Origin of the sequence: Chryseobacterium oleae (genome assembly GCF_900115055.1) — a bacterium.
In the GTDB taxonomy this organism is placed as follows: domain Bacteria; phylum Bacteroidota; class Bacteroidia; order Flavobacteriales; family Weeksellaceae; genus Chryseobacterium; species Chryseobacterium oleae.
Window position 1 is genome coordinate 15,198 of record NZ_FOVD01000003.1, and the last position, 19,299, is coordinate 34,496.

The 19,299-nt window shown below is 39.5% G+C and carries 20 protein-coding genes; 7 read left to right on the forward strand and 13 right to left on the reverse strand.

Annotated elements, in window-relative coordinates; genetic code table 11:
- Positions 1 to 3: 3 nt before the first annotated feature.
- The gene (locus BM143_RS10680; RefSeq protein ID WP_090024487.1) at positions 4 to 1,179 is read right to left on the reverse strand and encodes an MFS transporter; all 1,176 of its coding nucleotides are present in this window, start codon (positions 1,177 to 1,179) and stop codon (positions 4 to 6) included.
- Between the two features lie 92 nt (positions 1,180 to 1,271).
- Positions 1,272 to 1,880, reverse strand: coding sequence for a hypothetical protein (locus BM143_RS10685; RefSeq protein ID WP_090024488.1), 609 nt, complete (start codon positions 1,878 to 1,880; stop codon positions 1,272 to 1,274).
- Positions 1,881 to 2,325: 445 nt separating this feature from the next.
- Here BM143_RS10685 and BM143_RS10690 point away from each other — a divergent pair, with 445 nt between their 5' ends.
- Positions 2,326 to 2,946 carry a Crp/Fnr family transcriptional regulator gene (locus tag BM143_RS10690; RefSeq protein WP_228430762.1) on the forward strand — a complete coding sequence of 207 codons (621 nt, stop codon included), beginning with the start codon at positions 2,326 to 2,328 and terminating at the stop codon, positions 2,944 to 2,946.
- Here BM143_RS10690 and BM143_RS10695 read toward each other — a convergent pair whose 3' ends face one another.
- Positions 2,947 to 3,930 (reverse strand): helix-turn-helix domain-containing protein, encoded by a 984-nt coding sequence (locus tag BM143_RS10695; protein WP_090024489.1) that lies wholly within the window; start codon positions 3,928 to 3,930, stop codon positions 2,947 to 2,949.
- Positions 3,931 to 4,059: 129 nt separating this feature from the next.
- Here BM143_RS10695 and BM143_RS10700 point away from each other — a divergent pair, with 129 nt between their 5' ends.
- The 3 genes from BM143_RS10700 (at position 4,060) to BM143_RS10710 (ending at position 6,726) form a co-directional block, all read left to right on the forward strand.
- On the forward strand, positions 4,060 to 4,710 hold the full coding sequence (locus BM143_RS10700; RefSeq protein ID WP_090024490.1) for a VOC family protein: 651 nt from the start codon (positions 4,060 to 4,062) through the stop codon (positions 4,708 to 4,710).
- Positions 4,710 to 6,056: an MATE family efflux transporter gene (locus BM143_RS10705; RefSeq protein ID WP_090024491.1), complete on the forward strand. Its 1,347-nt coding sequence runs from the start codon at positions 4,710 to 4,712 to the stop codon at positions 6,054 to 6,056. Before BM143_RS10700 ends, BM143_RS10705 begins: the two co-directional genes overlap by 1 nt.
- Positions 6,057 to 6,381: 325 nt before the next feature.
- A complete protein-coding gene (locus BM143_RS10710; RefSeq protein WP_090024492.1) occupies positions 6,382 to 6,726 on the forward strand; it encodes a mannan-binding lectin in 345 nt (114 codons plus the stop codon).
- Between the two features lie 63 nt (positions 6,727 to 6,789).
- Here BM143_RS10710 and BM143_RS10715 read toward each other — a convergent pair whose 3' ends face one another.
- Positions 6,790 to 7,572: a helix-turn-helix domain-containing protein gene (locus tag BM143_RS10715; RefSeq protein ID WP_090024493.1), complete on the reverse strand. Its 783-nt coding sequence runs from the start codon at positions 7,570 to 7,572 to the stop codon at positions 6,790 to 6,792.
- 71 nt (positions 7,573 to 7,643) lie between these two features.
- Between BM143_RS10715 and BM143_RS10720 the strand changes: the two genes are divergently transcribed.
- Complete coding sequence (locus tag BM143_RS10720) at positions 7,644 to 8,849, forward strand: CynX/NimT family MFS transporter (RefSeq protein ID WP_228430764.1); 1,206 nt, start codon at positions 7,644 to 7,646, stop codon at positions 8,847 to 8,849.
- Positions 8,850 to 8,942: 93 nt separating this feature from the next.
- Here BM143_RS10720 and BM143_RS10725 read toward each other — a convergent pair whose 3' ends face one another.
- From BM143_RS10725 to BM143_RS10735, 3 genes are all read right to left on the reverse strand, one after another.
- Positions 8,943 to 9,650, reverse strand: coding sequence for a DUF421 domain-containing protein (locus BM143_RS10725; RefSeq protein ID WP_228430766.1), 708 nt, complete (start codon positions 9,648 to 9,650; stop codon positions 8,943 to 8,945).
- An 88-nt stretch (positions 9,651 to 9,738) separates the two neighbouring features.
- Entirely contained in the window at positions 9,739 to 10,269 is a 531-nt protein-coding gene (locus BM143_RS10730; RefSeq protein WP_090024495.1) for a GNAT family N-acetyltransferase, read from the reverse strand.
- A gap of 64 nt (positions 10,270 to 10,333) precedes the next feature.
- Complete coding sequence (locus BM143_RS10735) at positions 10,334 to 11,098, reverse strand: MBL fold metallo-hydrolase (protein ID WP_090024496.1); 765 nt, start codon at positions 11,096 to 11,098, stop codon at positions 10,334 to 10,336.
- 91 nt (positions 11,099 to 11,189) lie between these two features.
- Here BM143_RS10735 and BM143_RS10740 point away from each other — a divergent pair, with 91 nt between their 5' ends.
- Positions 11,190 to 11,507: a winged helix-turn-helix transcriptional regulator gene (locus BM143_RS10740; protein WP_090024497.1), complete on the forward strand. Its 318-nt coding sequence runs from the start codon at positions 11,190 to 11,192 to the stop codon at positions 11,505 to 11,507.
- On the opposite strand, the gene bioA is transcribed toward BM143_RS10740, so the two are convergent.
- From bioA to BM143_RS10765, 5 genes are all read right to left on the reverse strand, one after another.
- Complete coding sequence (gene bioA / locus BM143_RS10745) at positions 11,461 to 12,783, reverse strand: adenosylmethionine--8-amino-7-oxononanoate transaminase (protein WP_090024498.1); 1,323 nt, start codon at positions 12,781 to 12,783, stop codon at positions 11,461 to 11,463. The genes BM143_RS10740 and bioA overlap by 47 nt on opposite strands.
- Positions 12,784 to 12,896: 113 nt before the next feature.
- Positions 12,897 to 13,886 (reverse strand): biotin synthase BioB, encoded by a 990-nt coding sequence (gene bioB, locus BM143_RS10750; RefSeq protein WP_090024499.1) that lies wholly within the window; start codon positions 13,884 to 13,886, stop codon positions 12,897 to 12,899.
- A gap of 2 nt (positions 13,887 to 13,888) precedes the next feature.
- Positions 13,889 to 14,503, reverse strand: coding sequence for a dethiobiotin synthase (gene bioD / locus BM143_RS10755; RefSeq protein WP_090024500.1), 615 nt, complete (start codon positions 14,501 to 14,503; stop codon positions 13,889 to 13,891).
- 32 nt (positions 14,504 to 14,535) lie between these two features.
- Positions 14,536 to 15,636, reverse strand: a complete 1,101-nt coding sequence (locus tag BM143_RS10760) for an aminotransferase class I/II-fold pyridoxal phosphate-dependent enzyme (RefSeq protein WP_090024501.1) — start codon at positions 15,634 to 15,636, stop codon at positions 14,536 to 14,538.
- Positions 15,629 to 16,252: a hypothetical protein gene (locus tag BM143_RS10765; protein ID WP_090024502.1), complete on the reverse strand. Its 624-nt coding sequence runs from the start codon at positions 16,250 to 16,252 to the stop codon at positions 15,629 to 15,631. The genes BM143_RS10760 and BM143_RS10765 overlap by 8 nt, the downstream gene beginning before the upstream one ends.
- 65 nt (positions 16,253 to 16,317) lie before the next feature.
- Between BM143_RS10765 and pdxR the strand changes: the two genes are divergently transcribed.
- Complete coding sequence (gene pdxR / locus BM143_RS10770; RefSeq protein WP_090024503.1) at positions 16,318 to 17,805, forward strand: MocR-like pyridoxine biosynthesis transcription factor PdxR; 1,488 nt, start codon at positions 16,318 to 16,320, stop codon at positions 17,803 to 17,805.
- A 309-nt stretch (positions 17,806 to 18,114) separates the two neighbouring features.
- On the opposite strand, the gene BM143_RS10775 is transcribed toward pdxR, so the two are convergent.
- Positions 18,115 to 19,299 carry a PepSY-associated TM helix domain-containing protein gene (locus BM143_RS10775; RefSeq protein WP_090024504.1) on the reverse strand — a complete coding sequence of 395 codons (1,185 nt, stop codon included), beginning with the start codon at positions 19,297 to 19,299 and terminating at the stop codon, positions 18,115 to 18,117.

A 19,299-nucleotide genomic window follows, 5' to 3' on the forward strand; every position in this document is an offset into this window, starting at 1 on the left:
GAATTATTTTTTGTTAAATAATAGAATAATCATAGAAAGAATACAGCTGATGGCTCCGAAAAGATAGACAGCCTGATAATTAAACCATCCCGCAGCAAGGCCTGCTGCCGGTCCCGCCAATCCCAGCGAAAGATCTACAAAAGCTACATAAGCTCCCAAAGCAGTTCCCCGCATCTGTGGTTTTACTTTCTGAATAGCCAGTACTCCAAGGGCAGGAAAAATAAGGGAAAAACCTATTCCAGTCAGTCCACACCCGATAATTGCTACAGCTTTTGAGGCTGAAGTCCAGATCATGATCTGTCCGGCTGCTTCAATAATCAGCGAAATAAAAGCGACCTTGAAACCTCCAAATTTGTCCGGAAAAGAAGCAAAGAAAATCCGGGTCAAAACATAGCATGCCCCGAAAGTCATGAAAGCCAGCGATGCATCACCCCAGTTTTTTTCCATAAAGAAAAGCCCTACAAATGAGGCAATGCAGCCGAAAGCCATAGAAGAAAATGCAAGACTTAACCCTTGGCCAGCCACTGTTTTGATTACCTTGTAAAAAGGAGTTCTGATATGGTCTTTATCCACAGGGATTGCAGGAAGTTTCGCTGTAGAAATCCAGCTGACAAGTGGCAACAGCATGATCAGAATAAATGCGGGAAGGTCTCCAAAGCCTTTACTTAACCAAATGCTTAACGGAGCTCCAATCGCAATCCCCGCATACATGGCGATACCATTCCAGGTCATTACTTTTCCCGACTTTTCGTGGCCTGCAAGCCCGATTCCCCAGGTTAAAGCTCCTGTAACGAGAAAACTTTCACCTACCCCATGAATAATCCTTGCCAGCAGAAGAAATCCAAGAGCCAACATAGGAGAAGTTTGAAAAAATACGGCAAGAACATAGGCTGCTCCGGCAATGACAGATAATATGATTCCTGACATTTTGCTTTTTTTAGCGCCTTTCGTATCTGTTATTTTTCCGGAATAAGCTCGGGTTAAAAGGGTAGCCAGCGACTGAAGCCCGATCACCAGTCCGATGATAAGGCTGTTGAAACCTAAGTTGTTCTGGACAAATTTTGGAAGTACACCTAAGGCAATTCCTATCGTCAGGTATATGGCAAAAACAGACAGGATAATGGGCATAGTTGCCTGATAGAAATTAATGGACTGTCCCTTTGCTAATGTTGCACTCATAATTTTTGTTTAAATATTTCGGTGCAAATGTCCTGGTACGACAGAAGAAAAACTTTGACTTAGGTCAAAAAAAGAAAAAACGAAACTTCTTTCTATTCAAAATCCAGAAAACCATCCGAAAGTTTTTTCCATTGGATCTTGGAAACACCTATCATTCCTCCGGCAGCGATCATAAGATTTCTAACAACATCAATCAATCCTGCATCGAAATTCGGTGTTTCATTCCGTCCGTAGACTGCCGCTTTTAAGTGAGTGGCTGTTCTGGAAATCATAAAGGTAGATGTAGCTTTAGCACTGTAAAAATGGGCAATATGTTTACTGTGTTTATCTTCAGGATCCTTTGATGGATTACAGGTGATCATAATACTTTCAGAGATATTGTCTTCCTGAAAACAGATATCAGTGATTTCTACCCAGTCATAACCCTTCGCTGCTTTTTCTCCCGGTCCGGGAATATCTATTCTTATAAAATCTCCTATCTGAGGAATTCTTACGACTTCATTTCCTTCGGCATCATACAGTTTAAAATCTGCAAACCCTTCTCCACAATAGCTTTTCCATTGGTTGACAGCAAAAAACCTTTCTTTCAGCAGTTCAAATTTTATCGGAAGAAGTGTTGGCTCAAACTGTTTTTGGCTTTCTGTATCGTGAAATCCACCGGATATTTGCTGGGGAACTCTCGGGATCTGCTTTGGTTTCATGGTATTGAATTTTAGACTAAGTTATAAAAACCGGAAGAATTCTTTTATGAGCGGAATCACAACACTGGTTTTTAAACACAAATGACACAAATACTATCGCAAATAACACTAATGTGACAAAGAGATTTGTATTACCCGTGAAAAATATTTGTGTCATTTGAGCAAAACATTGGTGTTATTCGTGTTTTAATCATAGAATATAAAAAACCTCTCAATTGAGAGGCTGATGTTAAAACGTAATGTATTAAAATATATGGAGTTTTATAATGCATGCCAAAAGTAAAAAGAATGGGTGATGTATTTTATGACTGGAGTCATGTTGTCGTGATTTCATTGTCAATTTGTTAAAGTTTGCTCATTTTACCTTCTTTTTATAAACTAATATTTATTTTTGGATAAAAATTTAAAGCAACAGCCGTGAAATTGATCTGAACAATTCAATCTCATGGTCTTTGTGTCCGATATGCCTATGATAATCGATGAAGAACTTTTATTGTCCTCGGGAGCCGAACTCGTTCGTTATGGCGTCAATGATGTTATTTTTAAAGAAGGAGATGCTCCGAAGTATTATTTTCAGATCAAAACCGGAACGGTAAAAATCAATAATTACCATGAAGATGGGCGGGAAATTATTCACAGCATCCCATTCGATGGGCATTGTCTGGTAGAGAGCTCCCTGTTCATTGATAGGGACTATCCTGTTAACGCAGTGGCAATGACGGTTTGTGAAATCATAAAGCTGGATAAGGTCAAATTTCTGGCGCTTATCGGAAGCTCGCCTGATCTTTTCTCAAAACTCTACACTTACACAGCAGAAAGGATGTATTACAGACATGTAATGCTGAATAATATCTCTGCACCCGATCCGGGAACCAAAGTAAAACGCGTGATGGAGTGTCTGAAATCTTACAATCAGTACACCAGCAAATATTCCTACCAGTTTCCGTTTACAAGGCAGCAACTGGCTTCTCTTACGGGTCTATGCGTAGAAACAGTGATACGTGTTGTGAAAAAAATGGAGAAAGAAGAAATGGTGCGGATAGAGAACGGTAAAATATTCTACTGATCAGAATTTTTTCAGCTGGCTCGGAATTATTCCGAATTTTTTCTTGAAAGCCGTCGAAAAATGGCGTGGATTTTTGTATCCTATTGCATCTGAAACTTCACTGATGGTCATTTCTTTTTCGAGGATCATTTTCCTGGCTTCGTCCATTTTAAGGTCGCTCCAGAATCCGAAAACGGTGGTTCCGAAAAGTTCTTTGAATCCTTTTTTTAGGGCAAATTCATTTGTACCGGCATAATGGGCAAGCTCAATCAGTGAATGATCCGAATCATGGTTTTTCATAATGAAATCCTTCACCGCATGAATCTTGTCGATTTCCGTCCTTTTTAAAGAAGTTTTTATCAATGACTGATCGGACATCTGTTCAAACTGAAGCAGTAGCAGTTCAATGGTTTTAGCTTCAATAAACATCCTTTTGAATAGTCCTTTTCGCTCACAGTTGATGATTTCATTGATCAACTCATACATCCGGGCATTGATTCTGTTATGTTCCGGGTTCAGTTGGCAACCATTCCCTTTTTCCATCCGGTTTCTGAAAGTTTCAAATAACGAGGATTCATCAGGCAGAAATTTTTTAAAGAAACCAGGAGAAAGATTGATCTCAAAAAGTTCAAAATTCCGGCTCTCCCATTCCATCGTTCCTTCCATTCCTGATGCGTAGATGATATTGTTCTGACCGTCGGAAAAGTCTATATTCTCAACAAAATTTCCGGAAACGGCACTGCTTTTTCCTTTCATGGCAAAATGCATTTCCACCGTTTCGTGATCGGTCTCAAAATTCAGCAGGGTTTTGTCTGCAAGATTGGCAAGCCCATATCCGATGTGGATGTCTCCAAAGTAAATCTCGTTATAGCTTCCTCTTCCGTAAGGCAGATCCAAATGGGTCTCACATTCTATGATGTCCTGATATGGTAATGAGCCGGTGAGCGGATGGTCTCTCTCCATCAGCGGGTTTTCAATATCGTCTCCATACAGTTTAAGCGCCATTTGTATTAATGTATTTCTCCTTTTGACGGAGTTTTTACTCCTTTATACAGACCCTGAAAGGGGAACCCGGCATCTATATTTGTACAAAGTTAATGATTATTTAGAATCATTCTTAATTATAAGCTATAAATGATGCAGATAAGCCATGTTTTATTCCGTACAGATGATCTAAACCGTGCCGTTCAACAACTGACAGATGCCGGATTCAGTGTTGAATACGGAGCCCATCCTTCCAAAGCGTACAATGCTTTTATCTGGTTTGAAGAGGGTGTTTTTATTGAAATTTTTAAAATCCGAACTATTCCTTTGCTATTCAGATGGTTGATAAGAATATTTGGGTATTCGCCAGTTGTGGACCGGATGAAGGTTTGGAAGGAAAGTTCAGGCTGGTGCGACTGGTCATTGGAAACCCGGAAGAAAGATCTCAAATATTATCAGCTTCTTCTTGAATATTTGGATATTGGATGCAAAGTTTTCAAAAGCACCCGAAAGGATCTGCATGGAAGAAAACTCTCATGGCGGCTTGCCTTTCCTGAGGACACCCACTTTCCTTTTTTAATGTCTGCCTATTCCGTAAATCCCAGACCTGAAAAAATTACACACTCAAACGGAATCAAAAGTATAAGAATGATAAAGGTTGGAAAAGAAAGTCTGGATACTGTTCTTCTTGATGCGCTTCTCGAAGATAAAGAAGCATTGAAGCTCATGGAGGGTTGTCAAGGACTTCAGACGGTGGAATTCCTTCATTCAAATATAAAAATAGAAGACATACTTATATAATGGAAAAGCAGAAACAACTTATTTTAAACGGGAATATGTATCGGGTCATGTGGCAGCTTTCATGGCCCGCCGTGATTGCGATGGTACTTTATGGAATGAATAATTTTCTGGACGGAATCTTTGTCGGCCACCTGATCAGTACAACAGCTCTTGCGGCAGTAGGTATAGCTTATCCTTTGGCCCAGTTTGCCCAGGGATTCGGGACACTGATCGGAACAGGAATTGGTTCTGCAGTAAGCATCTGGATTGGAGCTGACGACAAGGAAAAGCTTAACAACTCTTTAGGAACAGCGAATTATCTTACTTTAATTTTCTCTGTCCTGATCACCATTCCATGCTTTATTTTTGGAAAAGAACTGGTATATATGATGGGCGGAAGAGGTGAAATTCTGTCATTGGGAACCGAATACTTCCGTGCAACGATTCTCGGAAGCTTTTTCTGGATTCACGGGCTGGCCCTGAATATGATGATCCGTGCAGAAGGCCGTATGAAAACCGCAGCATGGATGATTGCTGTCGGGCTGGTGGTAGATGTTGCTTTAAAGCCTGTTTTCATCCATACTTTCGGCTGGGGTGTTGCAGGGGCAGCCTGGGCAACGAATGTTTCAATGATCATTTATACCGTTCTCGGAGTCTGGTATTATTCATCGGGAAAAGCGTCTTTTAAAACCAGGTTCTGGTCCCTGAAAAAAGATAAAGCCATTATTAAAGAAGCACTTTCGCTGGGAATGCCCGGATTTATTATGATGATTATGATCGTTATACAGAATATTGTCGTTTTCAATGTGCTGGCGAGGTATGGCAAAGATTCGGACATTACATTTTTCACTGCGGTAAGCCGTTTCTATATCCTCCTGAATACGCCGCTTTGGGGTCTCATGCGGGCATTTCAACCGGTATCGGGCATGAACTACGGAGCCGGAAAATATGAAAGAAGCATCAGCGCTTACCGGATCTTCTCTTTAGTTGGGTTGATGATTTTATTGCCTTTCTGGCTGTTTGTCATGTTCTATCCGTCTGGGGTATTATCGGTAATGATTCCGGATATGGTTTTCAGCAATAGCCAGCTGACTGATTTCAGAATTTACATGAGTATTCTGCCTGCGCTGCCATTTGTTTTTATGGCAATGGTCTGGTTTCCGTCTGTAGACCATGCGAAACCAGCTACAGTGATTAGTATTCTGAGGCAGGCTGTTTTTTATATCCCTGCCCTCCTTATTGTGCCCGTAATATTTGGAATTAGTGGCATCTATACTGCGAGTGCAGTCATTGACTGGATTATTTTTGGATTGATGATCTATGCAGTAGCAAAAAATTGTAAAAAAATGAAAGAAAAAGCCAATTAAGATCAAAGCCTATTTTCAAGTAGAATTAATAATTTTTGAATATTTATACCTTTATGATGTTTTGCATAATGTAAATTTTACTTATATTTGTGCTTCGAAATAATTTTTTTTCATCATTTGTGTTTTTTTAAGGTCTCCTCATCTAGGGGACCTTTTTCATTATATGCATACGTAATTGTTTATTTCATGTGTATATGAAAACATGTAATGAAAAATTCATCGTGTAAGTGTAAATACGTAATGATGAATTTGGTACTTTATACGCTGATATATATCCCTTTAAAGTGACAACTTTGTAATGTTAAACAACTTAAAACATTACACCATGTCAAAATTCAAAATCAACATCGTTGCAGGTCCGCTTTGGAGCAACGACGAAGCACAAAAAATCGGAGGTCGTATTGCAGCGGCCCATTTAGGAAAATTCACTGGACAATGGAGCACCATTGTTGAAGGTCAGATGAGCGTTATCGAAGTGGAATACGATACAGAACCATCCGGAAGTACAGAATATAAGTTGAATGTCCTTGCCGGGCCTATCTGGAGCACTGAAGATGCGAAGGAAGTATGTCCTGCAATATGCGCTTCTTATGGAGGCACATGGACAGGAGCCTGGTCAACGGTTGTTGAAGGTAAAATGAGTGTTTGCGAATGCTTATTTAAGTTCTAGAAATTATTTAAATTCGTCATAAAGATAATCTCCGGGGCAGCCTGGAGATTATTTTATTTTAAATTATTGAGTGGTTTTAATAAAATCAGTCGGCCTCGACTGCATCACAGACCGGAAACTTCTGGTAAAAGCCTGTACACTCTTATACCCTACCTGATACGCTGTTTCTGATATGGTAAGATCTCCGGAACTCAGGAGTTCAAGGCTTTTAATGATCCTCAATATCTGCTGGTATTTGCTTAAGGTCATTCCTGTTTCTTTCTTAAAAATCCGCTCCAAAGTACGTAAGGAGAGAAGAGAAATTTCACTCAGATCTTCTATCCTGATATCTTCCTGATAATGGTTGTGCAGATATCCAATGGGTTCAGACAGGCGCTTGTCCTCAGGAAGACGGATGTGGAGTTTAAGAGAATGTTCCACAAAACGGGGAAGCTCATTGAAAAGTGCTTTTAAAAACAGCATTTCATCGGGGTCTTTTGACATTATTTTAGACCATCTTTCAGCGTATTTTATCATTTCCTTTAAGACCGGAGGTACAGAAAACACATGGATTTCCTGGTGAAAAGATATATCCGGATCTACATCAGCAAACATAATCATCAGCTTAATTTTCTCAGAATGCGTATTGGTTTTATGAACAGAACCGGGAGGAATCCAGGCTGCATGGTTTTGCGGAAGCAGATAGATCTTCCCATCTACGGTAATGTACTGAAACCCGCTTTCCACATACACCAGCTGGCCTTTTTCGTGGGAATGAAGGATATCATCATGGGTCCAGTTGTCTTCAAACCATACAAAATAAGGTTTTTCCAGTTCATCAATCGCAATAGTATCGTGAGGATTCATGTCGTTTTAAGTTAAAACTTTGGCAAAATTAAACAAAACAACTGAATTAATTTTGCATCAAATATATCTGTATGATGAAGAATGAAACAAGAAAGAATGCTTCTTACGTTTTGATGCTGATTAATGTACTGGTTGTCATACTGGTATCCAGTAATCTGAGGTCTCCAATTATTTCTGTATCTCCGGTACTTTCCGAAATACGAAATACTTTGAAACTGGATAGTTTTCAGGTTAGTCTTCTTACGTCTATCCCTTTATTTATGTTTGCAACCTGTTCCGTTTTGGTTAGCAGATTTTCGCATAAATTCAGTATTAGCAGGTTTCTGATGTACTCTCTGATTATTTTAAGTTTCGGACTGTTTCTGAGAATTACAGGATCTCTTTGGATGCTTTTTGCAGGATCCGTGTTCATAGGACTTGGAATTTGTATCGGAAATGTGGTTACTCCCGGGTATATTAAAAATAATTTCCCCAAACAGATCGGACTGATGACCGGAATTTTTGCCGTGTCTATGAATCTCACCGCAGCTTTGGCATCAGGTTTCAGTGTAAGAATCGGTGAATGGACTGGATTCGGATGGCGTGGCTCATTGGGAATCTGGCTGGTGATTGCAGGTTTGGGGCTGTTTGTTCTGATTCTGGAATTGATATTTAATAAAAAAAATCCGGGTCAGTCCAAAACAGCATTGACAGTTTCTGACTTTAATATGTTTAAATCCGCCCAGGCATGGAATATCAGTATTTTTATGGGCCTTCAGTCATTGTTTTATTACTGTATGATGGCCTGGCTTCCGTCGTTTCTTACGGATTACAATATGCAGGGCGAAAGCACCGGATGGGTTCTATTCGTTATCCAGATTACCATGATTCCTGTTACTTTCTGTGCCCCGATTATTGCGGGAAAAATGAAAGATCAGCGGATTCTGATCATACTTATCTGTACTTTAATGTTCGGAAGTACCATGATGTTCGTCTGGCTGCAGTCTCAATGGATTTATGCGAATGCCATTATTATTGGTCTTTCCAACGGTTTGTCTTTCAGCTTATCCATTCTTTTCTTTTCAACAAGAACAAAAAACAGCGCCAATGCAGTAAAAATATCCGGAATGGCACAGTCTGTCGGCTATCTTATTGCGGCATTCGGGCCTCCGGTCTTTGGAAAGCTGCATGATTGGGATGTATCGTGGAAAAGTTCTTTTTACTTTTTAAGTTGTGCCGTTATCGTGATGTTTTACTTTGGAATGAAGGCGGCAAGGAATAGATTTGTGGAGGATTAGTGAAAGATATCAGATCTCAGACACTAGATATCAGATTAAGGTGAAGAAGTAAGGCACATTATTACTCATTGCTGATTACCCATTACTTATAATTTATGTCACACGTTTCTTGTTGCTTGCTTCCACCCATTCGTCTTTCCTGCATTTTGGACAGTTTCCGGCATTTCCTTCTGTTTTACATTCGGTATGTCCACAGAATGTACAGGAATAATGGCCTTCTTGAGGAATGATCTTCAATGGATTTTCCAATGAGTCAGGCATGATCGGAAGTCCGTATTTCACAGCTTGATCTTCATGAAAAAATATGCTGATCTCACCGGAACTCTCCACAATAGCTGTTTCGATCTGTCCGAGTTGTGAAACGCCTTTTAATCTAAGCTCGGCAAAGAATTCATCGCTGCCCAGATTTTCTTTTTTGAAATTATCTATAGCAAATTCTCCATCGCGGATCAGGCAGGCAGAAGTCCCTTCCACCAGTTTTTCAAACCTTTTACTTTTGGCGATAAAAATAGTAATGATCGTATATAAAAGAATAATAACAATAAAAACCAGGATTGAAGAGACAATTCCTACATCTTTGTTAAACATCGGGTCACCAGCTGCAGAGCCTAAACCTATAATAACGACTAACTCAAAAATGGAGAGCTGTTTCACGCCTCTTTTGCCCAAAACCCTTAAGCCGATGATAATAGCCAGAAACATAATGGCCGTCCGCAGAATGATCTCTAAAAGAAAAGACCATTCTTCATGTCCCATCAGTAATTCTTTCCAGTTGAGTTCTAAGAGAAATAAGGCTAGCATAGATATTAATTTAAAAGGAGTATCCAAAAAATGAGCCATAGCCTTTTTGGAAAGGTGGCTTCGAGTGCCTAAGCCACCATTTATTTATTTATTTATTTACCCATTCTTCTGCAAGGATTGCATAAATCACATCATCGACCCAAACACCATTGATGAACAAACTTTTAATGAAATGTCCTTCTTTTCTGAAACCGATGCGTTCTATCAATTGTAATGAACTTGCATTATCAGGATCAATTGAAGTGGTAATTCTATGTTTTTTCAGATCTTTAAACATGAGGTGAATCAATCCTTTCAACGCTTCTGAAGCATATCCTTTGTGATGATGCTTTTTGCTCAGTGTGATTCCAAATTCCACCTGATCACTGTCGATAAAATGCACGCCTACATCACCTATGACTTCTTTCGTCAGCTTATCCGTAATTAAAAGCTGATACCATGTTTCCGGCAGATTGAATTCTTTGGAGTTTCTGATGATGAATGCTTCCACTTCTTCCAGTGTTGTGGGAATCCAGCTTTGAAATTGATTGGTTTCCGCATCTGACCGATATCCGAAAATGGCTTCCTTATCATTCAGATCAAGATCTCTGAGTAACAATCTTTCTGTTTCAAGAATCATTTGTCAAAATTTTAATAGGCTAAATTATGAATATTAATGACATTAAATTCCCAATTCAATAAGATTAATCAAAGGAATATTCTTCACCATCCTGCAAAACAAAACATCGGTCCTGTAATCCGCTTTCTATGATTTTATCCTGAATAAATTTCCGGTCTTCTTTACAGTGACTTACCGCCTCAAGATGAGTTACCAAAACGGTCGCCTCCGGAATATATTCACAAAGTTTAATGATATCCCGGCTGGTCATAATAATAGGATCTCCCATGACAAAAGTGGCTGCACCGCCTGCAACTACAATATGCTGAGGCCTGTATTTATCAATTTCTGCGGCAATTCCTTCATACCAGATACTGTCGCCAACGATGTAAAGCGTTTTTTCTTCCGTTTTAAAGACAAAACCATTGACTTCCCCCATCTTCTCTCCTATTTCTCCGGTTCCGTGCTGTCCCTGTGTAATGGAAATATTGATATTTTCCCAGATGATGCTGTCTTTAATGGAAATTATATTTTTAAAACCTGACTGCGCAATCTGTTCTGCAATCACTTCAGGACAAATCACGGGAATATCTTTGTTTAAAAGTTCAATCGCTTTTCCGTCCCAGTGATCGGGATGAAGGTGAGTTACCGCTATAGCATCAATTTTTGACAGCTTATCTTTCAATTCCTCTTCACTGAATGGAAGATCAACTAATGGATTCAATAATTCGTTATCCGTCATCGGCAATTTTCCCAGAGAACTTTTTGCTCCAAGCATGGGATCAATTAAAATATTTTTTCCTCCGATTTGGATCAATAATGTGGCATTGCGCCATAATTCCAGTTTCATTTTGTTTAATTTTGTCCTGTAAAACTATCACTAAATTAAGGCTGGATAATAGACGGTTACCAAAAGGTTCACCACTTATATTAAAGGATCTATGAATTTTGAAGAATTTAAAAACTGCGGGCTCAGACGAAGCCTGGATATTCTTTCCGGAAAATGGAAACCGCTAATCCTTCAGAATCTTTTTGAGGAAGAGCAGATACGGTTTGTAGAATTGTGGCGTAAAATGCCCAGAGTTTCAAAGAAAGTGCTTTCGGAGCAGCTGAAACAAATGGAGGAAAATCATATGATTCAACGAATTGAAGTTTACAATTTTCCTCCTGAAGTCTATTATAAGTTGACGGATAAAGCCCGGAAATTAGGTCCTATTCTAGATCAGCTGCATCAGTGGGGCAATGATCTGGATTCTTAAAAGCATTCAGTACCTCCAGTATATTCTGATAAACAAAGTTCAGTTCTTCTGGTGTAATGCAATATGGCGGAACTAGATACATCACATTCCCCAGCGGACGCATAATGATCCCGCGTTCTAAAAATTCATCATACAAAACCTTTCCTATTTGATTAAAATAAGAAGTATTTTGATCGGTTTTATACTCAAAAGCCAGAATAGTTCCGGTCTGACGGACATTTTCAACATCCGTATGCTTTGAAAGAGTTTTAGAAAAATCTGAATGCTGTCTGCTGATACGATCAATAGCCGCTACCGTTTCTTCCTGTAATAAAAGCTCCATACTTGCCAGTGCTGCCGTACATGCTAAAGGATTCGCCGTAAAAGAATGCCCGTGAAACAGCGTTTTATACTTATCATCAGATAAAAAAGCATTGAAAATTTCCTGTGAACACGTGGTGATTCCCATAGGCATCGTTCCGCCGGTAAGACCTTTTGAAAAGCACATAATATCCGGCATTTGCGTCAGATGGTTGGCGGCAAAAAGCTTTCCTGTTCTTCCGAAACCTGTGAATACTTCGTCCTGAATCATCAGAATTTCTTCAGCTCGGCAAAACTTCATGAGTTCATCCAGATGTCTGGCTTCATACATCAGCATTCCTGCAGCACCCTGTACCAATGGCTCATAGATGAAGCAGGCTGTTTCTTCCGCCAGATCCTTAATCTGGATTTTCAAACTTTCCAGGTTTGCTACATTAGGTATATCGATAAAAACTACCTCAAACAGCATACTTCCGAAAGGTTTTGTCCAAACACTTCTTCCGCTTACGGACATGGCCCCGAACGTATCGCCGTGATAAGCATTTTTAAAAGCAAGAATCTTGGTTTTTTCTTTCCCTGAGTTATAGGCATACTGAATACACATCTTCAGTGCCGCTTCCACCGCTGTAGAACCATTATCCGAATAAAAAACTTTTTTCTGATTCTCAGGCAGCAGTTGTAATAAATTCTCTGACAACTGAACTGCCGGTTCATGCGTAAAGCCTGCAAAAATAACCTGTTCCAGAGTATTCAGCTGCTGAAAAACACGTTCTGCAATATAAGGATGAGCATGACCGTGCAATGTCACCCACCAGGACGAAACTGCATCAATATACTTTTTGCCATCCTCATCATATAAATAAACACCCTTTCCTTTTACGATAGGCACTGCATCACCAGCCGTTTTCATCTGCGTGTAAGGATGCCAGTTGACGGCTTTATCTCTTGATTGCAGTGATTGTATTACTCTATTCATTTTTTTTGAATTAGAAGTTAGAAATTAGAGGTTAGGAGATGGTAGCTTTACAGGTCAACCCGTAACTTAGAAAACAACGCCTTATAAACCCGAACCCCACATCCCGAACCTCGTTAACAACAACTACTCTTCTCATTCATCTTCATCGGCTTCAGACCCAGTTTTTCCAGCATCTGCATATCTTCTGAAACGCCCGGATTTGGTGTTACCAATAAGGTTTCTCTTTCACCTGTAAAGATAGAATTCGCTCCGGCCATAAAGCACCAGGCCTGTTCTGTTTCATTCATTTCGATACGTCCGGCACTTAATCTCACCATGGATGAAGGCATAACAATTCTTGCGGTAGCGATCATTCGGACCATTTCCCAGGTGTCTACTTTTTCGTTGTCTTCAAGCGGTGTGCCTGCCACTCTGGCTAAAGCGTTGATGGGAACAGATTCCGGATGTTTTGGCATGGTAGCTAAGGTTAAAAGCATTGAAATTCGGTCTCTATGCGTTTCTCCAAGTCCAATAATTCCTCCGGAACATACTGTTATTCCGGCATTTCTTACGTTGTTGATCGTATTAATTCTGTTATCAAAGGTTCTGGTCGAAATGATTTCTTCATAATACTGCTCAGAAGTATCCAGATTATGATTGTAAGCGTATAAACCTGCTTCCTGAAGACGGATAGCCTGCTCTTCGGTAAGCATTCCTAAAGTACAGCATACTTCAAGTCCAAGCTCATTCACTCCTTTTACCATATCGATGACACGGTCGAAATCACGGTTATTTCGGACTTCACGCCATGCTGCAGCCATACAGAAACGGGATGAACCGCTGTCTTTTGCCTTTTGAGCGTGGGCAATAACTGTTTCTGTCGGAAGCAACGCCTGTACTTTGATATTGGTATGGTAACGCGCCGCCTGACCACAATATGAGCAGTCTTCAGGACACCCTCCTGTTTTGATGGATAATAAGGTGGAGATCTGTACTTCTGACGGATCGTGCCATTCACGGTGAACGGTAGATGCCTTATAAATCAGTTCCAGCAAAGGCTGGTGGTAAATTTCTTCTATTTCTTCTTTTGTCCAGTTGTTTCTTACGGTTGTTTTTTGGTCCATTATCATAATTTTGTTTTTGTTAATTGTTCTGCGACAGCTTTAATGCTGTCTTTTGTGGGTTGGTCAATTTCAGGAATACGAATGATTCTCGTTTCTCTTTTAATAAAGTGGCAGATCACTCTCTCGGTATCCGGAGGAAAAACTCCGTTGAGGATCAGATATTCCAGTTTGAGTTTTTTCTGTTCTAATGCAATGATGGAAAGCAAAGTATGATTGATACATCCTAAATAATTTCTCACCACCAATGCCACCGGAAGTTCCAGTTTTTCTATAAGATCAATCATGAAGATATCATCTGTAAGCGGTACCATAAGCCCTCCGGCTCCTTCTACAATAAGACTGTTCTGTGTTTCAGGCAGGTGAAACTGATCAAGATCAATCTGCACATTTTCTTCCTGTGCCGACTGATGTGGTGATGCAGCCAGCTTAAAACGGTAAGTTTCCGGATGACAGACTGTATTTTCCGTCCATGATTCTATTTTATGGCTGTCCGTATAGTCCAGATCTCCGGATTGTACAGGTTTCCAGTAGTCGGCTTTAAAATATTGTGTTAAAACGGCAGAGCAAATTGTTTTTCCTACTTCGGTGCCTATGCCGGTAATGAATAGTTGGATCATGAGTGTTACGTGATTCGGGGTCTAAGTTTGGTTTATAGGAATGCTTTAATGATTCCTGTGAGTTGTTTAATTTCTTTTTCGGTATTGAAGCTGTGGAGGCATATTCTGAGTCTTTCGGTTCCTTCTTTTACGGTTGGACTGTATACGGCGTAGGTTAAGAAATTATTATCAAAAAGTGCTTTCTGTAAACTTCTTAATTGTTGATTATCCGTAACCAATACAGCCTGTATCGGACTCAATTCCGAAGATGGTGTTTCTATATTTTGATTTCTGAAAATTTCAATATTTTGATGAAGCTTTTCTGGAAGTTCCGGTTTTTGCTTTAAAAATTCATATCCCGTTTTAATAGCCATCCATAAAAAATCCTGAGCTGCGGTGGTATAAATAAACGGAGACGCAAAATTCACTAAATAGGATTTTACGGTTTCATCACAAATAACAGCCGCTCCATGGGCTCCTAAAGCTTTTCCATAAGTAATTACTGAGGCAAAAACATCATTCTGTAATTCGCATTTCTCAATCAAACCATATCCGAAAACACCGAAAGCGTGGGCTTCATCTACAATCAGTGCAGCATTATATTTTTTCGCCAGAGCAGCAATTTCCCGGAGAGGGGCAAGATCTCCATCCATCGAATACAGGCTTTCTATCGCAATAAAACATGGTCCGGTTTGCTTTTTCAGGATACTTTCCAGATCTTCCGGATCATTGTGACGGAATTTTAATTTTCTGGCATGAGACATCCTGCACGCATCATGAACAGAGCGGTGAATCTGCTCATCAATAATAATCGTGTTGTGACGGTCCGGCAGGGATGAAAATAATGCCAGATTCGCGTTGTAACCAGAAGAAAAAAGCAGAGCTGCAGGATATTGATGCTGTTCAGCAATGTACTCTTCTGTTTCATCAGTTATAGTACTGTTTCCACTAATCAATCTTGAACCGGAACTTCCGGAAAGAAGTGTAGGATTTTCCTGAACTTTTAGAAGCAGTTGTGCCTGAAGTTCTTTATTTCCCGCTAATCCAAGATAGTCGTTGGAATAAAAATCAATCCCAGCTGATTTTGGCTTTAAAGTTCTTAATATGCCCGCTTCTTTTCTTTTGTCAAGCGCTTCCTGAAATTTTTTAAGCATAATTCAACTCTGAAACTTCCTCTGCGATGGCATTGATCCACAGATCATGCAGTTCTTTTTCTATGGTCAAAATCTTTTCTGCGTGCTGCTTCCAGTCAGCGGAAAATTCATTTAACTGATTGATCATTTCTTCAAGATGTCCTTCCTCTTCCAAAATAATAGATTTCACCATAATCCTCGACGACTCTTTGGTCAGAATATCCTGATATACGGGATACAGTTCATCTGCACGAACTTCAATAGCATACGTCACAAAAAGGTAAGCTGCATATTTAAGCTCTTCTTTATTCAGGTTAAATACAGTCTGAAGGTATCTACAGGCTTTTACATCCAGCGAATGAAGATATTGTCGTGTCGCAGTTGGAGCCAAAAGTTCGTTCGCTTCATAGGTCTTGCACAATTCAGGATCTATTTTTCCAATCTGTTTTTTTAGATAATAAGCATGACGGTGCTCTTCAGCAGCATGTTTCAGCTGAATCAAAGTAACGGAAACCGGATGCTCACATTTGGAGATCTTTCTGGCGCCAGCATTTTCCATGAACGAAAGCGTATTCAGCCATTTGGCGTGTGTGCCACTGTCCTGTACAATTTTTTCAAGCAGTTGTTGAAATTCCATAGATTTTTATTTTGAACCAAAATTAGTATATTGCCGGACCATTAAAAGGTGCCAGTTTTAATATTATGGATAGTCCGGTTAAAATTCCTTACGAAAGTTTTATAGAAATTAACAGAAATTCAGAGACTTCAATCTATATGCAGATCGCTAATCAACTGATTAATGCTATTCAGCGGGGGGTTCTGCCCTATGGCACCAAGTTACCGGGAACGAGAGCCTTCAGTGAAGTTCTGGAAATCCATAGAAATACTGCTGTGGCTGTTTATGATGAATTATCTGCACAGGGTTGGGTGGAAAGCCTTCCGAATAAAGGAACGTTCATCATTGGAGAACATCAGGAAAAGCCTGTAAAGGTGAAGGATTTTGAAAAAGATAACCTTCAGAATTATCCTGAGACGACAGGTTTTTCATTCAAAACTTCGAATATTTTAGATAATCCTTTTGAACATTCAGACTGTCAATATGTGTTTAATGATGGTGTTCCGGATATCAGACTGACCCAGATCGGGCAGCATTCCAGGTTCTACAGTTCTATTCTTAGAAGAAAATCCAACCAGAAAATGTTGGGGCATTATAATCATGATGGTAGTGAATTTTTTAAGGAACATCTGTCGCATTACCTTAATCTCTCCCGTGGACTGCCTATTTCGAAGAACAATCTTCTTATCACCCGAAGCACGGAAATGAGTATTTATATTGTTTCCGAAATTCTACTTTCCGCAGGAGATACGGTATTGGTGGGAGCTTTGAGTTATTTTTCCGTGAATATGATTTTCCAGAAAGCAGGTGTGAATATTGTTTCCCTGCCGATAGATGAAGAAGGAATTATCGTTGAACATGTCCGGGAAGCCTGTAAAAAGCAAAAAATCCGGATGCTTTATCTTACGCCACACCACCACTATCCTACTACCGTTGCTTTAAGTGCTCAGCGAAGACTTGAACTGCTCGATCTTGCTCATGAATACGGCTTTATTATCCTTGAAGATGATTACGATTATGAATTTCATTACGACAAAAGTCCCATTCTTCCCTTGGCGAGTGCAGATACAAAAGGAATGGTGATTTATATCGGATCTTTTGGAAAATCGCTGGCTCCGGGATTCAGAACCGGGTTTATTGTTGCTCCGGAAAATCTGATGGTTGAGATGAGGAAATATCTCGGAATCATAGACCGTCAGGGTGATATTCTAATGGAAAGGGCTTTAGGTGAAATGATTGAAGAAGGAGAAATACACCGGTACCTTAAAAAATCTTTAAAGGTGTATCAGGAAAGGCGTGACCACTTTGCAGAACTGCTTAAAGATAATTTAGACGAATGTATTGAGTTTGAAAAACCTTCGGGAGGTCTTGCTTTCTGGCTGGAATGGAAAGTCCCCGTCAATCTGATGCAACTAAGCCGGAACTGTGCCCAGAACAATCTGTTTATTCCTAAAACACTGCTTTATCAGACAAAAGATCTTACGGCGATGAGGCTGGGTTTTGGAAATCTCAACTTTGAAGAAATGGAAAAGAGTATTGACATTCTTTCTGGGCAAGTGAAAAAAATGTTGTAAAATAAGCTGAGGATTATCAACCACAAAAGTGACAAAAGTTTTTAACACTTAAGTTATTTAAAGTTTAAAGTTCTATTGCTAAAAGTACACTTAAGTTTTTGTGAAAATCTTTGATTTTCTTTACTATAAAATCTGCCTGATCTTTTTAATCTGCGAGAGATAACATTTTAAACCATTGAAATTAACCACGGATGGCACGGATTTTCACAGATGTTTGCGTTTTATGGGTGTGCAAAATATAGCGGATTTTTTGGGGATAAAAAAAGTGCAACGGTTAGGTTACACTTATCTAAATTTTTGTTGTTTTTTTTAATTTGTAGGGACTGATATCTTTACTTTCTTTTTCTTGGGTTTCTTCCTTTTTCTGTTCAGATAAATAATGAATCCTGTGATGGGAAGTGAAGCGGCAATCATGCCTGCAAAAAGATATAAAATCCGGCCTGTCATTCCAAAAATGCTTCCTGTATGAAGGTCATAATTTCTTTCTCTTAATGCAGTTCCATTGCCGATGTTTTTGTCTTTGTAGGATTGATGTTTTAGGAGTTTCCCTGAGTATTGATCAAAACTAAACTGCTCATTCTGGTATTGCTTATTTCCGTACGTCACCTCAGCATAATACGTTCCTTCTTTTGTCTTCGGAAAGCTGATGAGTGCAGATTTCTTATCCGCCAAGCTTTGTTCTACCCTGTTTCCAACGATATTCAAGATGTTTTTCTTGTCTGACGATTCTTCGGAAGGAATGGTGCTCTTGGCCTTCTGTTCGGTTTTTGTTTTTCCGTTCAGTGTTTTTTTGACCCATTGATCTACATCCTCAAAATTCCATATCAAAGCGGCGTATGAAATAAGGCATAAAGGTATGACTGCATAAAATCCCAGGACATTGTGCATATCATAATTAACCCTTTTCCATTTGGCTGATGTTTTGATCATAAACATCCCTTTGAGTGCCTTCTTATTCATTTTTCGCGGAAACCAGATCACCAGTCCTGAAAAAAGCATGATCGCCAATATCAGTGTAGAATATCCGGTAATGGTCTTCCCGATTTTTTCACCCAATAAAAGCCTGCGGTGCAAATCCATCACGATTTCAAAAAAATCATTTTTGGCATTTTCCACCTCAAGAACTTTTCCCGTGTAAGGATCTACATACACTCTGTAATAATGAATATAAGAACCCCAATAGGTCAAAGCCTCTTTATCCATTTTCAGGGAGCGGAACGCATAGCTTCTGGATGGATCTGAGGATATTTCTACCCTGCTTACCTTTAAGCTGTCCGGAAGTGCCTGCTCTGCTTTTAGTTTAAGATCGGAAAACTGTAGCTTTTCTTTTTTTATGGTTTTGACGAAATATTTTTCAGGGTGTAATGCATGTTTCAGCTCTTTTTCAAAAGCGAGAATACATCCTGTCACCGCCATTATGACAACTATAAGCCCGGACGTTAGTCCGAGCCATAGATGTAATTGATATGCTGTCTTTCTTAGTATAGAATTCAT